The 15,171-nt window shown below is 71.1% G+C and carries 12 protein-coding genes; 9 read left to right on the top strand and 3 right to left on the bottom strand.

What is annotated here, in order from left to right:
- From ABD151_RS05090 to ABD151_RS05055, 8 genes are all read left to right on the top strand, one after another.
- A partial coding sequence (locus ABD151_RS05090; RefSeq protein ID WP_343991969.1) for a hypothetical protein occupies positions 1 to 186 on the top strand: 186 nt, incomplete at its 5' end.
- 11 nt (positions 187 to 197) lie between these two features.
- Complete coding sequence (locus ABD151_RS05085) at positions 198 to 1,040, top strand: PASTA domain-containing protein (RefSeq protein WP_343991967.1); 843 nt, start codon at positions 198 to 200, stop codon at positions 1,038 to 1,040.
- Between the two features lie 31 nt (positions 1,041 to 1,071).
- Positions 1,072 to 1,971 carry a deoxyribonuclease IV gene (locus ABD151_RS05080; protein WP_343991965.1) on the top strand — a complete coding sequence of 300 codons (900 nt, stop codon included), beginning with the start codon at positions 1,072 to 1,074 and terminating at the stop codon, positions 1,969 to 1,971.
- Positions 1,968 to 2,864, top strand: a complete 897-nt coding sequence (locus tag ABD151_RS05075) for a DMT family transporter (protein WP_343991963.1) — start codon at positions 1,968 to 1,970, stop codon at positions 2,862 to 2,864. The genes ABD151_RS05080 and ABD151_RS05075 overlap by 4 nt, the downstream gene beginning before the upstream one ends.
- Positions 2,865 to 2,937: 73 nt before the next feature.
- Positions 2,938 to 3,981 carry a 3-deoxy-7-phosphoheptulonate synthase gene (aroF, locus tag ABD151_RS05070; RefSeq protein ID WP_343991961.1) on the top strand — a complete coding sequence of 348 codons (1,044 nt, stop codon included), beginning with the start codon at positions 2,938 to 2,940 and terminating at the stop codon, positions 3,979 to 3,981.
- A gap of 114 nt (positions 3,982 to 4,095) precedes the next feature.
- On the top strand, positions 4,096 to 5,154 hold the full coding sequence (locus ABD151_RS05065; RefSeq protein WP_343991959.1) for a zinc ribbon domain-containing protein: 1,059 nt from the start codon (positions 4,096 to 4,098) through the stop codon (positions 5,152 to 5,154).
- 147 nt (positions 5,155 to 5,301) lie between these two features.
- Entirely contained in the window at positions 5,302 to 7,281 is a 1,980-nt protein-coding gene (locus tag ABD151_RS05060) for a zinc ribbon domain-containing protein (protein WP_343991957.1), read from the top strand.
- A 396-nt stretch (positions 7,282 to 7,677) separates the two neighbouring features.
- Positions 7,678 to 9,084 carry a hypothetical protein gene (locus ABD151_RS05055; protein WP_343991955.1) on the top strand — a complete coding sequence of 469 codons (1,407 nt, stop codon included), beginning with the start codon at positions 7,678 to 7,680 and terminating at the stop codon, positions 9,082 to 9,084.
- On the opposite strand, the gene ABD151_RS05050 is transcribed toward ABD151_RS05055, so the two are convergent.
- Genes ABD151_RS05050 through ABD151_RS05040 form a run of 3 tightly spaced genes read right to left on the bottom strand, consistent with a single transcriptional unit; the run spans position 9,049 to position 12,910 of the window.
- Positions 9,049 to 10,044, bottom strand: coding sequence for a threonine aldolase family protein (locus tag ABD151_RS05050; protein ID WP_343991953.1), 996 nt, complete (start codon positions 10,042 to 10,044; stop codon positions 9,049 to 9,051). The two genes, ABD151_RS05055 and ABD151_RS05050, sit on opposite strands and share 36 nt — an antisense overlap.
- A 5-nt stretch (positions 10,045 to 10,049) precedes the next feature.
- Positions 10,050 to 11,378 carry a class II 3-deoxy-7-phosphoheptulonate synthase gene (locus tag ABD151_RS05045; RefSeq protein WP_343991951.1) on the bottom strand — a complete coding sequence of 443 codons (1,329 nt, stop codon included), beginning with the start codon at positions 11,376 to 11,378 and terminating at the stop codon, positions 10,050 to 10,052.
- 44 nt (positions 11,379 to 11,422) lie between these two features.
- Complete coding sequence (locus ABD151_RS05040) at positions 11,423 to 12,910, bottom strand: APC family permease (protein WP_343991949.1); 1,488 nt, start codon at positions 12,908 to 12,910, stop codon at positions 11,423 to 11,425.
- Between the two features lie 179 nt (positions 12,911 to 13,089).
- Here ABD151_RS05040 and glpK point away from each other — a divergent pair, with 179 nt between their 5' ends.
- Positions 13,090 to 14,562: a glycerol kinase GlpK gene (gene glpK, locus ABD151_RS05035; protein ID WP_343991947.1), complete on the top strand. Its 1,473-nt coding sequence runs from the start codon at positions 13,090 to 13,092 to the stop codon at positions 14,560 to 14,562.
- Positions 14,563 to 15,171: the final 609 nt, after the last annotated feature.

Here is a 15,171-nt window from a genome sequence, read left to right as displayed (position 1 = left end):
CCGCAGCAGACCCAGGCCGAGACCCGGGCGGCGGCTCAGACGATCGCCACCCAGCGTGCCCCCGAGCCGGCTCCGGTGGCTCCGGCCTTCCGCCTCGCCCCACCGCAGCCGCGGTCCCCGCCGAAGACGACGCGGAGCCGCGCTCGCGCCGTCGCGGGCCGATCCTGCTCCTGGTCGCACTCCTGATCGCCACTCTCGTGGGTGCCGGCGCCTGGTGGTTCGGGGTCGGTCGCTGGACCAGCACCCCGGCGGTGCTGGACCTCACCTCCGCCGAGGCGGAGCAGCGGATCACCGACGCCGGGCTCGAGTTCGAGCTCGGCGATCCCGAGTACTCCAACGACGTCGCCGAGGGCCAGGTGCTGAGCACCGACCCCGGGCCGGGCGATCGGGTGGTCAACGGCGGCACGGTCACCGTGGTGCTCTCGCTGGGCAAGGAGCTCTACCCGATCCCCGACGTCAAGGGCCAGAGCGAGGACGACGCCCAGGCGCTGCTGACCGAGCACTTCGTCTACGACGAGACCGTCGAGGTGTACTCGGAGACCATTCCCGAGGGCACCGCGATCCGGGTCGAGGTCGACGGCAAGACGATCCGGACCGGCGAGCAGCGCCCGCCCACCACCCGGGTCAGCCTGGTGGTCAGCAAGGGCCGCAAGCCGATCAACGTCAAGGACTTCACCGGCAAGGAGTTCAGCCGGATCGAGGCCTGGGCCAAGCGCACCAAGCTCACCCTCGAGCGCACCGAGGACTACAGCGAGACCCTCGCCGAGGGCAAGGTGATCTCGCAGTCGCCCACCACCGGACAGCGCTACCGCGGCGACGCGATCGCGGTCGTGGTCTCCAAGGGCCCGCCGTTGGTCGAGGTGCCGTCGGTCCGCGCGATGGGCGTCGACGCGGCGACCGAGAAGCTCGAGGACCTCGGCTTCAAGGTGAAGGTGAAGCGGCACCTGGAGAGCATCGGGCTGGGCTACGTGATCTCCTCGAATCCGGGGTCGGGCGACAAGGTCCCCAAGGGCAGCACGATCACCCTGACCGTCTTCTGATCGGGCCCGGCGCCACGGGTAGGCTCTGCCGGTGCCTGAACTCTCCACCCCCGCCACGCGCAACCCGATCGGTACCCATCTCCAGGTCGGCAAGGGCCTCGCCGCAGGCGCGTTGAGCGATGCTCACGCCCTGGGCTGCGAGACCTTGCAGGTCTTCGTCGGCAACCCGCGCGGCTGGGCGCACTCGGCCGGGAACCCGCAGCAGGACGCGCTCTTCCGCGAACGCTGCGCCGAGACCGGCACCCGTGCCTTCATCCACGCCCCCTACCTGGTGAACCTGGGCTCCCCGACGCCGGCCACCTACGAGAAGTCGGTCGCGGTGCTCGCCCACAACCTGAAGCGGGCCGCCGAGATCGGCGCCGAGGGCGTGGTCGTGCACACCGGCTCCTACGTGGACCCGGCCGGCAGCGAGGAGAAGCTCGCCGCCGCCATGCGCCAGGTCCGCGAGGGACTCCTACCGCTGCTGGACGCCCTCGATGACGACGACGCGCCCTGGCTGCTGCTGGAGCCGACGGCAGGGCAGGGCCGCTCGCTGTGCGCCGGCGTCGAGGACCTGGAGCCGTACCTGGCCGCGGTGGACTTCCACCCCAAGGCCGGCATCTGCCTCGACACCTGCCATGTCTTCGCCGCAGGAGAGCCGCTGGACGAGGCCGGCGGGGCAGCCCGCGCCGTGGAGCGGATCGCCGAGATCGGCGGCCCGGACCGGCTGCGCCTGATCCACGCCAACGACTCGATGGACGTGCGCGGAGCCTTCAAGGACCGGCACCAGAACATCGGCGCCGGCTTCATCGGCGAGAGCGCCTTCGAGGAGCTGTTCGCGCACCCGCTCACGGACGGCGTGCCGTTCATCCTGGAGACCCCCGGCTCCCGCGACGCCGACAACCCCGACCTGGACGTCCTGCGCCGGCTGCGCGCCTCGGCCACGAAGTGAGCTCCACCCGCACGACCCGCTTGGCCACGCTGGCTCTGCTGGCGATTACGGCCTGTTGGGGCTCCACGTTCATCCTGATCAAGGACCTCTCCGAGCGGATCAGCGCGCTCGACTTCCTGGCGCTGCGCTTCCCGATCGCGACCCTGGTGCTCTGGCTGATCTTCCCGCGCGCGGTCGGGCGACTCAGCAGCCGGGCCCGGCGCCAGGCGATGGTGCTCGGCGCGCTCTACGCCGGCGGCCAGATCCTGCAGACCATCGGCCTGGCGCACACCGCGGCGTCGGTCTCCGGCTTCATCACCGGCCTCTACGTCGTCGCGACCCCGCTGCTCGCGGCCGTGCTGCTGCGGCACCGGATCGGCGCCGCCACCTGGGTCGCGGTGCTGGTCGCGATCGCCGGGATCGGCCTGCTGACCCTGCAGCCGGGCGGCCTCGCCTTCGGCTACGGCGAGACGCTGACCCTGGTCAGCGCGGTGGTCTACGCCCTGCACATCGTCGGCCTGGGCGCCTGGTCGACGCCGCAGGACGCGATCGGCCTGACCATCATCCAGCTGGCCACCATCTCGGTGATCTGCGTGATCGGGGCCGCGCCCAACGGGATCACCCTGCCGGAGCGTGGCTCGGACTGGCTCTCGATCGTCTACATGGCGGTCTTCGCCGGTGCCCTGGCGATCGCTGGCCAGACCTGGGCCCAGGCGCACCTCTCCCCCAGCCGCAGCGCGATCGTGATGAGCATGGAGCCGGTCTTCGCGGCCGGCTTCGCGGTGGCGCTGGGCGGTGAGGACCCGACGCCGCGCCTGCTCGGGGGTGGCGCCCTGGTGCTGCTGGCGATGCTGCTGGTGGAGCTCGCGCCGCGTCGCCACATCGAGGGCGAGGTCACCCACATCGGCGTCTGAGCCGGCCGCCCCCAGGAATTCCGCATGTTGAGCGCGCCGGTTCCACCCATCGACACCGGACTACGCTCACGACATGGTCATCGTGATGTCCCCCGGCGCCACCGACGACGACATCGCGCACGTGGTCGAACGCGTGGAGAGCGTGGGCGGCGAGGCCTTCGTGAGCAAGGGCGTGGTCCGCACCATCATCGGCCTGGTCGGCGACATCGAGTCGTTCCACCACCTGAACCTGCGCACGCTGCGCGGCGTCGCCGACGTCCGCCGGATCTCCGACCCGTACAAGCTGGTCAGCCGTCAGCACCACCCCGACCGGTCCACGGTCTGGGTCGGCCCGAGCGGTCGCCAGGTGCCGATCGGCCCGGGCAGCTTCACCTTCATCGCCGGACCGTGCGCGATCGAGACCGCTGAGCAGACCGTCGAGGCGGCGCGGATGGCCCAGTCGGCCGGTGCCACCATCCTGCGCGGCGGTGCCTTCAAGCCCCGCACCTCGCCCTACGCCTTCCAGGGCATCGGCGCGGCCGGGCTCAAGATCCTGGCCGGGGTCCGCGAGGCGACCGGGATGCCGGTGGTCACCGAGGTGGTCGACGCCCGCGACATCGAGATCGTCGCCGAGCACGTCGACATGCTCCAGGTCGGCACCCGCAACATGGCCAACTTCGGTCTGCTCCAGGCGGTCGGCGAGGCCGGCAAGCCGGTGCTGCTCAAGCGCGGGATGTCCTCGACCATCGAGGAGTGGCTGATGGCGGCCGAGTACATCGCGCAGCGCGGCAACCTCGACGTGGTGCTCTGCGAGCGCGGCATCCGCACCTTCGAGCCGGCCACCCGCAACACCCTGGACATCTCCGCGGTGCCGGTCGTCCAGGCGGCCAGCCACCTGCCGATCATCGTCGACCCCTCGCACGCGGCCGGCCGCAAGGACCTGGTCGTGCCGCTGACCCGGGCCGCGATCGCGGTCGGCTCGGACGGCGTCATCGTCGACGTGCACCCCAACCCCGAGACGGCGCTGTGCGACGGGCCGCAGGCACTGCTGGGCACCGAGCTGCGGGAGCTGGCCCAGGCCGTGCGCCGGCTGCCCCCGATGGTGGATCGGGTGGACGCGCGCGAGCTGATCCGCTGACGCTCGAGGCGTGACGGCGGGCCGCTCGCCGTCCGCTAGGTGGACGCAGTACAACCTCGTTCCGGTACCCTCCCCGGGGGGCGACGGGCCCACGTCGGCAAGAGGGACAGCGTGATGAGATTCTGTACGAACTGCGGAGCAGGGCTGGAGCCCGGCCGCTTCTGCACCAATTGCGGTGCCCCTGTCTCTCCGCCCGCCGAGGACGACCCGACCGCGACCTCGGTCCGGCTCCCCGCCGTCCAGCCCGACGCCTCGACCGGCGCCCGGTACCCGCTGTTCGCCGACGCCCCCGGTCAGGGCGCGGCTGCGCCCACCCAGCCGGCGGCTCCGGCCGACCCACCGCCCGCGCAGCCGACCGTGACCAACCAGCGCCCGATCTCCGCGCCGGTGGCCGCCGGTGGCGCCTGGGCCGCGGGCACGAACGCGCCGGTCGGCGACTTCGGGCACCAGCCGCCGCCCGCCGACCACGGGCAGCGCAAGGGCACCCGCCCCTCCCGCGCTCCCTGGATCGCGCTGCTCGTGGTGCTGTTGCTGATGGCGGCTGCCGGCGGCTACCTGCTGCTCAGCGACGAGGACGACGCCGACGACGCGCGTGGCGCGGAGTCCAGCGCCAGCCGCTCCCCCGGCTCATCCGAGAGCACGCCCGCCGGCTCGGAGTCCCCCTCCGAGACGCCGTCCGCGATCACGCCGCCCGAGGCGGACCCCGACACCGAGAACGTGGCCGCGTCGGCCCAGATCAACGCGCCCGCACCGTTGGCTCCGCGCCAGGACGTGGCCGGCAACCCGGTCAGCTACCCGGTGGAGAACATGCTCGACGACGACCCCGCCACGGCGTACCGGATCTCCGGCGACGCCACCGGCGCGGAGATCATCTTCACCCTCGACGCCGACGCGACGATCTCCTCGGTCGGCATGGTCAACGGCTACGCCAAGAGCGACGGCGACGTGAACTGGTACCGCAGCAACCGCAAGATCCAGCGCGTCGTCTGGTCCTTCGACGACGGCACCGAGGTGGAGCAGACGCTTCGGCGCACCACGGATCTCCAGGTGCTGCCGATCGACGGCGTGCGCACCCGGACGGTCCGGCTGCGGCTGCTCGACGTCAGCAAGCCGGGCCCGAACCCGCGCAACACCACCGCGATCAGCAGCATCGAGATCCAGGGCACCCGGTAACCGGTCTCCCTCAGGTTTGACCGGCGCGTGCCGGGGTAGGTGCTGCCCGGCGGTGCGCGCCCCCAGACATTGCGCGCATACCGCCCGCGACACACTCTAGGGTGGATGCAACGCCATCAACCCTGACTCGACGATCGGAGTCTCACCATGAGCACCTGCCCGCATTGCGGAGCAGCGGTCACTCCTGGCGCCGCCTTCTGTGGCTCCTGCGGCCAGTCCCTGGCCGCAGCCCCTGCCGCTCCCGAAGCCACCCAGGTCCGGCCCAGCACCCCGCCGGCCGACCCCACCGCTGCCGTGACCGCGCAGGCTCCCACGCCGCCGGCTCAGCCGACGCCGCCCGCCCCGCAGCAGTGGGGCTCGCCCGCCCAGCCCGAGCAGCCCCCGGCCCAGCAGTGGCAGCAGCAGCCTCCCGCCCAGCAGGGCTGGCAGCAGCCGCCGCCGGCGCCCGCCGCGCAGCAGCAGTGGGGCCAGCAGGCCCAGCAGCCCGGCCAGGGCCAGTGGGGCCAGCAGGCTCCGCAGGGCCAGCAGTGGGCACCGCCCGCCGGCGGTGCGTACGCCGCACCCGGTCAGGGCTTCGGCGGGCCGGGCAAGCCCTCCTTCGACTTCTCCAAGATCCTGGCCGGCAACTGGCTCGGCATGGCGACCGTCGTCGGGGCCGCGCTCGGCGTCGCGCTGGTGGTCAACCTGATCATCGCCTTCACCACCGCCGAGGACCTCAAGGTCGGCAGCGCGATCGCGATGGCGCTGCTGCTCACCGGGGCGACCTTCGGGCCGAACATCATCTATGACCTCGGCAACGACGACTACGACTACGACCAGACGGCCAGCCTCGGGCAGTACCCCCTGCTGGCCACCGTGCTGGCACTGGGCGTGGCGATCTACCTGTTCCGCCGGGTCACCGCGCGTTACCCTGACGTGCGCACCGCGCTCATCGACGCGGTCCGTGCCGGCGTGCTGATGATGCTCTCCCTGCTGGTGCTCGCGATCGTGCTGCGCATCTGGAGCCCGGAGATCAAGGGCTACGCAAGCACCGACGGAAGTGACGGCACCCAGGTCGGACCCGCAGGTCTCGGCCTCCAGGACGGCGAGGCACACCTCTCCATCCCGGGCGCGATCTTCCTCGGCTTCCTGCTGCTGACCGCCGTGCTGGCACTCACCTGCTTCGTGCGGCCGGACTGGCTGACCGGCGTCTGGGCCAAGGTCCACGCGTGGGTCGCCGCTCCGCTGATCGGCATCGCCGCCGTCGCCGTGGCGACCACTGCCGCCGGTCTGCTCTACCTGATCGCGATCATCGCCGGCAACGACGACGCCCGTGGCTTCAGCGAGGTGATGGCTCTGGTCGCCGTGCTGCCGGCCCTCGGCGTGCGGATGCTGGCACTCGGCGTCTTCGCCAATGTCGGCTTCGACTCCGACGGCGACGACGAGCTGAGCCAGGGCAAGAGCCTCGACCGGCTCGGAGACTTCGCCGACGACAATGGCGTGCTCTTCTGGATCGCGCCTCTGGTGGCGATCGCGATCGCTGCGGCCGGCGCCTACGTGGTGATCTGGAAGTCTCTGGACCGCACCAAGATCCTGCGCAACGTCGCGGTCTACCTGGGCCTGCTGCTGGTCGCGGTGCCGTTCCTGGTCCGCTTCGCGAACGCCCACCTCAACTTCAAGGTGGAGGCCGACGACGAGACCTACAAGGGAAGCTTCTGGCTCGGCGTCAGCGGCTTCGGCACCACGGGCCTCTTCTTCCTGCTCTCGATCGTGGTCGCCGCCGTGCTGCTGGTGGTCACCGGCAACCTGGACGTGAACGCGGTCAAGGCGAAGGCCCAGGCCGCCGCCCAGCAGGCGCAGGCCCAGATGCAGCAGAACCAGCAGCAGTGGGGCCAGCAGCCCGGCCAGGGTCAGCAGCAGCCCGGCCAGCAGCAGTGGGGCGCACCGCCGCCGCAGCAGCAGTGGGGCCAGCAGCCGCCGCCCCCGCCGCAGCAGGCGCCCGGTCAGTGGGGTCAGCAGCCGCCGCAGCAGCCCGGCCAGTGGGGCCAGCAGCCGCCTGCCGGTGGCCAGCCCCCGCAGGCGCCCGGCCCGCAGAACCCGCAGCAGTGGGGTCAGCCCCGCCAGCGCGGCCAGCCGCCGCAGCACTGAGCCCTGGGCTAGACAGCACTGCGCTTCTGGCCTGAGGTAATGCCCGTACGGCGTCCGAGACTGCTCGGGCGCCGTACGGCATTTCCGGCGCACGCCCGGGTCGCCTGCGGTTAGAGTCGCCCGGAATCGTGGACTAAGTGAGGCTTCGTGAACTTCTGCCAGCAGTGCGGCGCACCCCTTCAAGGCGGGCGGTTCTGCCCGTCGTGCGGCGCCCTTCATCCGGAGCCGGCGACGGCGCCGCCCACCGCTCCGCTGTCAGCGACGCCACCCACCAGTACGGCCTTCCCACCCGCGCCGCCGGTCCCGCCCGCACCACCGACCGCGGCTGCGCCGGCGGCCTGGGCCCCCACCGGACCGCCTCCGGTCTACCGCCCCACCCCGCAGCTCAACCTGGCCATGCTCAACCCATGGGCCTGGCTGCTCGCGTTGGGGATCGCGGTGCTGGCGGTAGCGGCCGGCATCGCCGCGTCGGCCGGTCTGATCTGGTTGGGCGAGCTGCCCGAGACCAGCACCGATGACCGGATGACCCTGACCGTCGGCGCGCTGGCTGCGGCGACCGGCACCACCCTCGTCGCCACGATGGGTGTACCCGGAGAGTCCGCCGAGATGATCGGCTCCGGCGGCGTGATGCCACTGACCATCACCCTGCTGGTCCTCGGCGTCATCGGCCTCCTCTTCCATCGGCAGACCCGGCACTTCACCAAGCTCTCCGGAGCCATTGTCCAGGCGCTCCGGGTGGCCGCTCTCTACGCCGTACTCGCGCTGATCCTGGTCGCCGTCTTCCGCGGCGAGGAGTCCGACCTCGCCCGGGCGATGGACTTCGACGACGCGGAGGACCTCTCCTGGGGTGCCTCCCTGCCGGGGACCTTCTTCTCCGCGCTGCTGGTCGTCTTCTGCTTGCTCGCGCTGATCGCCTTCAGCCAGGGCGGACGGCTGACCGGCCAGCTGAAGAGTCTTCACTCCTACCTGGCCGCCCCGTTGTGGGGCCTCGCCTCGGTGCTCGCCCTGCTCCCGATCGCGGGACTCATCGGCTGGATCTGCTTCTGGTTCACCGCCGACGGCATCCAGGACGACCAGAACGGACTGAGCAGCCGGCAGACCGTCTCGCTCTGGCTCTCCACCCTCGGCAACGCCGGGCTCTACTTCCTGCATGCCGGTGCCGGCGGCCGGCTCGGGGCCTCCTGGGATGCCCGCGACCTCGACGGCACCCGCGACTCGCAGTTCGAGCGACTGACCTACGCGACCGACCATGCCAACGCCTGGGGGCTCTGGTTCGCGATCCCGACCCTGCTGATCGTCCTCGCCGTGGCCGCCTTCGTGGTCGTCTACAAGAGCTCCGTCTCGCCGCTGGTCACGCTCGGAATCTGGGTGCTCGGCCTCTTCGCCTTGATCCCCGCGCTGTCCCGCCTCGCCTCGCTGCGTGGCTCGCTCGAGGCCGACGGAACCCCCCATGAGTTCGAGATGAGCGGCTTCGCCGGGCTCAAGGGTGTCGACACGTTGCTGATCCCGCTGATCGCCCTGGGCGTCGCGCTCCTGATCGCGCTGGTGACGGGTGCGCTGCGCCCGGCGAACCTGACGCAGTTCAAGAACCGGTACGCCCAGGCGTACAACCCGGCTCCGGCGTACCCGAACCAGGGCTATCCGACTCAGAGCTACCCGGCTCAGGGCCACCCCGCGCCCGGGAGCGGCTGGAGTCAGCCCACCCAGCAGCTGCCTTACGGCCAGACGGCACCGCAGTTCGGCCCGCCGCCCACGCAGAGCTACCCGTCACCGAACGGCGGCGAGGACCTCCCGCGCACGTAGCGCATCCTCGCGGGTGACGCCGAGGTGCGTGACCAGCCGGACCGTCCGGGCACCGACGGCGCTGACCCGCACTCCGGACGCCGCCGCCTCAGCAACGTAGGAGGCGGCGTCGTCCACCGAGAAGACGACGATGTTGGTCGGCACCGTCGCCGGGTCGACGCCCACCGCCTCGGCCAGCATCCGGGCGTGCTCGTGGTCCTCGGCGAGCCGCTCGACATGGTGGTCGAGGGCGTAGAGCCCAGCCGCGGCGAGGATGCCGATCTGGCGCATCCCGCCGCCCATCCGCTTGCGCCAGATCCGCGACTCCTCGATCGCCGCGGCGCTGCCCACCAGCAGCGAGCCGACCGGCGCGCCCAGCCCCTTGGAGAGGCAGACCGCGAGCACGTCGACGTTCGCCCCGTACTCGGCGAGCGGAACCCCGGTCGCGACGTGGGCGTTCCAGATCCGGGCGCCGTCCATGTGCACCGCACAGCCGTGCTCGTCGGCGAAGGACCGCACCCACTGCAGATCGGCCAGCGGCTGCACGGTGCCGCCCGCGAAGTTGTGGGTGTTCTCCACCGAGATCGCCTTGGTCGGCACGAAGAACGGCCCGAGGTCGGGAGCGAACATCTCCGCGATCGCCTCCCGGTCGATGCCGCCGCCATCGCCGCGCCAGGTGCGCATGCCCAGTCCGGTGTAGGCGGTGTGCGCGCCCAGCTCGGCACGCGCGATGTGCGCGCTCGCCTCGCAGAGCACCTCCTCGCCGACGCCGACCACGGTCCGCACCGCCAGCACGTTGGCCATCGACCCGGTCGGGGCGAAGAGCGCCGCCTCGTGGCCGAAGAGCCCGGCGACCCGCTCCTGGAGGAGGCGGACCGTCGGGTCCTCGTCATAGACGTCGTCGCCGACCTCTGCGCGTGCCATCGCCCGCCGCATCTCGTCGGTGGGCGCGGTCAGGGTGTCGCTGCGCAGATCGATCATCGGCGTCAGCGGCGCAGCATCTCCGCGACCAGGAAGGCGAGCTCCAGCGACTGCACCCGGTTCAGGCGCGGGTCGACCACGGACTCGTAGCGGTGCGCCAGGCCGTGCTCGTCGATCTCCTCGCCGCCACCGACGATCTCGGTGACGTCGTCGCCGGTCATCTCGACCATCATGCCGCCGGGGACGGTGCCCAGCGCGCGGTGCACGTCGAAGAAGCCCTGCACCTCGTCGAGCACGTCGGTGAAGCGACGGGTCTTGAAGCCGGTGGAGGCCTCGAAGGTGTTGCCGTGCATCGGGTCGGTCACCCAGGTGACGTTCACGCCCTCGGCCCGCACCTTCTCCACCAGCGGCGGCAGCACGTCGCGGATCTTGCCGGCACCGAAGCGGGTGATCAGCGTGAGCCGGCCCTCCTCGTTCTTCGGGTTCAACGCGTTCGCAAGGCCGAGCACGTCGTCCGGGGTGGCCGACGGGCCGACCTTGCAGCCGATCGGGTTGGACAGGTGCTTGAAGTACTCGATGTGGGCGCCGTCGAGCTGCCGGGTGCGCTCGCCGATCCACAGGAAGTGGCCCGAGACGTTGTACGGGTCGTTGGTGCGCGAGTCGATGCGGGTCATCGCGTGCTCGTAGGGCAGCACCAGCGCCTCGTGGCTGGAGTAGAAGTCGACCCGGTGGAACTCGTCGGGGTCGGCACCGATCGCCTGCATGAACTCGAGGGCCTTCTCGATCTCGTTGGCCATCTGCTCGTAGCGCTGGGCGAAGGGCGACTCACGGACGAAGTCGGTGTTCCAGGTGTGCACCTGGCGCAGGTCCGCGTAGCCACCGTTGGTGAAGGCGCGGATCAGGTTCAGCGTGGCCGCCGAGGCGTGGTAGACCTCGACCAGGCGCTGCGGGTCCGGGATCCGGGACTCCTCGGTGAACTCGAAGCCGTTGACGGCGTCGCCGCGGTAGGCCGGCAGCGTGACGCCGTCGCGGGTCTCGGTGTCGGAGGAGCGCGGCTTGGCGTACTGCCCGGCCAGGCGGCCCATCTTCACCACCGGCAGCGAGCCGGCGTAGGTCAGCACGACGGCCATCTGCAGCAGCACCCGCAGCTTGTTGCGGACGTTGTCGGCGTTGACCTGGCTGAACACCTCGGCGCAGTCCCCGCCGGCGAGCAGGAAGGACTCGCCACGGCCGACCGCGGCGATCTTGTCCTTCAGCTCGTCGCACTCGCCCGCAAAGACCAGCGGCGGAAAGCCACGCAGCTTGGCCACTGCGGTGTCTACTGCCTGCGGGTCGGGGTACGTGGGCTGCTGTGCGGCACCAAGTGCCTGCAGCGCGGCGAGGTCGGGGATCACGCGGTCAAGCCTACGCGAATCCCCGACCCGTCACCGGGAGGTGTTCACTCCCCCAGCTTCTCCACATCGTCGAAGCGCGGCGGCTGGTGGTCGTCGCGGTGGCTGACCCGGTTGATCAGCCAGGTGACCGCCCAGAGCGCCACGCCGAGCAGCATCATGCCGCCGGCGACCTCGTAGACCACACCGTCGCGGTCGACCCACGGGCCGGCCAGGTAGAGGCAGAGGACGGCACCGACGTACGGCGACCAACGCGGCGCCGAGAAGAACGTCTTGTCGTGCTCCGGGCGCTGGTTGCGCAGCACCACGCAGGCGATGTTGACGATGGTGAAGACGCAGAGCAACAACAGTGCGGTCGTCGAGGAGAGGTTGGCGACGACGTTGCTCTCCGGGTCGCTGGTCACGTACCAGATCAGCAGGATGGCCAGCACCGTGCTGAACGCGATCGCGGCCCACGGGGTGCGGCGGTAGCGCAGCACCTGGCTGAGGGCCTTCGGGATGACCCGCTGCCGTGCCATGCCGTACAACAGCCGACTCGCCATCAGCATGTTGATCAGGGCGGTGTTGGCCACCGCGAAGACCGCGAGGAACGGGAAGATCTTGTCGATCGGGAAGTCGCCGGCGCCCTTGTGCACCACCTCGAGCAGCGCCCTGCCCTCGGAGTCGGAGATGGTCTTCAACTCGTCAGGCGTGAGCACGCTGACCACGGCGATCGCGACCAGGATGTAGAGGAAGACGGCGATGCCGAGGCCCATCAGCATGGTGCGCGGGAAGATCTTCTCCGGGTCCTTGGTCTCCTCGACCATGTTCACGGAGTCCTCGAAGCCGACCATCGCGAAGAAGGCCACCGAGGTCGCCGCCGTGACGGCGAACAGCAGCCCCATGTCCTGGTAGTCCTCGAAGGAGAAGAGCTCCGTCATGTCGGCGTCGCCGCGGGCGATCACCGAGAAGCCGATGCCGATCACGATGCACAGGGCGGTGGCCTCGACGAGGGTCAGCACCACGTTGAACTTCACGCTCTCGCCCACGCCGCGCAGGTTGATCAGCGCCAGCAGGACCATGAAGCCCATCGCCAGCAGGGTGACCGTGCTCTTGTCGACCGAGGTCACTGTCGCTCCGGTGGCGTCGCTCGCATCGAGCACGCCGTTGAGAGCAAGGCCTTGGAAGAAGTTCTGCGCCAACGTGTTCGCCGACGTCGCGGCGCTGGTGATGCCCGAGCAGATCACGGCGAAGGCGACCATGAAGGTCAGGAAGTGCACCCCGAACGCCTTGTGCGCATAGAGCGCAGCCCCGGCGGCCTGGGGGTACTTGGTGACCAGCTCCAGGTAGCTGAAGGCGGTCAGGGTGGCCACCACGAACGCAGCCACGAACGGGACCCAGAGCAGACCTCCGACGTAACCCGCCATCGTGCCGGTGACGGCGTAGACGCCGGCGCCGAGGATGTCCCCGACGATGAAGAGGAGCAGCAGCTTGGGCCCCAGCACCCGCTTCAGCTCGTGCTGGTCCTCCTGCGGCTCTGCATGTGTCTCTGCCATGTGTGGTCTGCCTTCCGACGTGGCCAGTGACGACCGGTACCCGGCGCCGTGTCTGACCACACTCTGACCCCATCGCCCTTGCTGTGGCAACGATCACGCGCATCGTGAGGCAACCTGAGATCGCACTGTGACCACGAGGTTCGGGCCTCGCACACGACGCGATGGCCTAACGTGCAGCCATGAGCATCCTTGCCATCGATGCCGGGACCACCGGCGTCACCGCCCTGGTGGTGACCACCGACGGAGGCATCGCCGCCCGCGGGTACCAGGAGTTCGCGCAGCACTTCCCGCAGCCCGGCTGGGTGGAGCACAACCCGGAGGAGATCTGGCAGGCGACGCTGGAGGCGACCCGCGCGGTGCTGGCGGCGTACCAGGGCCCGCCGCTGACCGCGGTCGGGATCACCAACCAGCGCGAGACGATCGTGCTCTGGGACCGCGAGACGCTCGGCTCGCCGCGACGCGCGATCGTCTGGCAGGACCGGCGCTCGGCGGACATCTGCACCCGGCTCAAGGAGGCCGGCCACGAAAAGCGGGTCCGCGAGCTCACCGGCCTGCGCCTGGACCCGTACTTCTCCGCCACCAAGCTGATGTGGCTGGCCGAGAACGAGCCCAACACCTGGGCGCTGGTGCACTCGGGGCGCTACGCCGTCGGCACCGTCGACTCCTACCTGATCGCCCGGATGACCCGCGGCACCTGGCACGTCACCGATGCCTCCAACGCCAGCCGCACCCTGCTCTTCGACCTCACCACCGGGGACTGGAGCCCCGAGCTCTGCGACCTCTTCGGGGTTCCCCGCGAGGCGCTTCCCGACCTGGTTCCCAACTGGGGCGTGATCGCGCAGACCGACGCCCGGATGTTCTGTGGCCTGGAGCTGCCGATCGCCGGACTCGCCGGCGACCAGCAGGCGGCGCTGTTCGGCCAGGCCTGCTTCGCGCCCGGCGAGGCGAAGTGCACCTACGGCACCGGCTCGTTCATCCTCACCAACACCGGCAGCGAGCTGGTGCGCAGCGACGCGGGCCTGCTCACCACCGCGGCCTGGCGCTCGCCGGACGGGGAGCTCACCTATGCCCTGGAGGGCTCGATCTTCGTGACCGGCGCCGCCGTGCAGTGGCTGCGCGACGGCCTGCAGATCGTGGGCTCCGCCTCCGAGACGGCGGCGATCGCCAGCACCGTCGACGACACCGAGGGCGTGGTCTTCGTGCCCGCGCTCACCGGCCTGGGCGCACCCCACTGGGACCCGCACGCCCGCGGGATGATCATCGGCCTGACCCGGGGCACCTCGCGAGCGCATCTGGTCCGGGCCACCTTGGAGGCGATCGCCTACGAGGTGCGCGACGTGATCGAGACGATGGGCGAGGGCAACGCGCTGCGCGTCGACGGCGGCGCCGCCAGCAACGACCTGCTCTGCCAGGTCCAGGCCGACCAGCTCGGCATGGTCGTGCAACGGCCCCGCTTCGTGGAGACCACCGGGATCGGCGCCGCCTTCCTGGCCGGCCTGGGCACCGGCGTCTGGGGCTCCACCGACGAGCTCCGCGCGACCTGGCAGGTCGACCGCAGCTTCGAGCCCGCCGCCGACCGGTCCCGCGCCGACGCCGGGTACCGCCGCTGGGTGAACGCGGTGGAGCGTGCGAAGGGGTGGGCGCTGGCTTGACCGACTCCCTGCTCAGCATCGCCGATCGCCTCTACGGGCTGCCCCTGGGCGAGTTCACCGCTGCCCGCGACGCCGCCGTCAAGGAGCACCGTGGCAGCGACCGGCCCCTGGCGGATGCGATCCGGGCCCTGCGCAAGCCGACCCTGGCCGCAGCCGTGGTGAACCTGCTGGTGCGCCGGGATCCGGCCCAGGTCGACCAGGTGCTCGCCGTCGGCGAGGCCCTGCGCGAGGCCCAGGCCACGCTCTCCGGCACGGAGCTGCGCGCCCTGACCAAGCAGCGTCGTCAGCTCACCGCTGCGGTCACCTCCCGGGCCCGTGGCCTGGCCGGCGAGCACGGCCAACGGGTCACCGATGCGGTGGCCGACCAGATCGAGGCGACGCTGACCGCGGCGATGATCGACGCGCACGCCGCCGAGGCGCTGCGCACCGGGCTGCTGGTCACCGCGCTGAGCAGCACCGGGCTCGACGACGCCGACCTCACCGCGGCGGTGGCCGTTGCCGACGCCGTCGACTTCTCCCCCACCCCGCTCGCCGCGCCGGCACCGCCGCAGCTGCGGGTGGTGCCCGATCCGGACGCCGTCAGCAAGCGCCGTGTGGCCGCCGAGGAGG

It is taken from the genome of Nocardioides dubius, from assembly GCF_039528155.1.
GTDB classification, from domain to species: domain Bacteria; phylum Actinomycetota; class Actinomycetes; order Propionibacteriales; family Nocardioidaceae; genus Nocardioides; species Nocardioides dubius.
The sequence above is the reverse complement of the archived record's forward strand: the minus strand, read 5'-3'. Positions and strand labels throughout refer to the sequence as shown.

Coding starts and splice junctions, on each gene's coding strand:
- aroF (WP_343991961.1), top strand. CDS start 2,938: ATGGTCATCGTGATGTCCCCCGGCGCCACCGACGACGACATCGCGCAC.
- ABD151_RS05065 (WP_343991959.1), top strand. CDS start 4,096: ATGAGATTCTGTACGAACTGCGGAGCAGGGCTGGAGCCCGGCCGCTTC.
- ABD151_RS05060 (WP_343991957.1), top strand. CDS start 5,302: ATGAGCACCTGCCCGCATTGCGGAGCAGCGGTCACTCCTGGCGCCGCC.
- ABD151_RS05055 (WP_343991955.1), top strand. CDS start 7,678: ATGCTCAACCCATGGGCCTGGCTGCTCGCGTTGGGGATCGCGGTGCTG.
- ABD151_RS05050 (WP_343991953.1), bottom strand. CDS start 10,044: ATGATCGATCTGCGCAGCGACACCCTGACCGCGCCCACCGACGAGATG.
- ABD151_RS05040 (WP_343991949.1), bottom strand. CDS start 12,910: ATGGCAGAGACACATGCAGAGCCGCAGGAGGACCAGCACGAGCTGAAG.
- glpK (WP_343991947.1), top strand. CDS start 13,090: ATGAGCATCCTTGCCATCGATGCCGGGACCACCGGCGTCACCGCCCTG.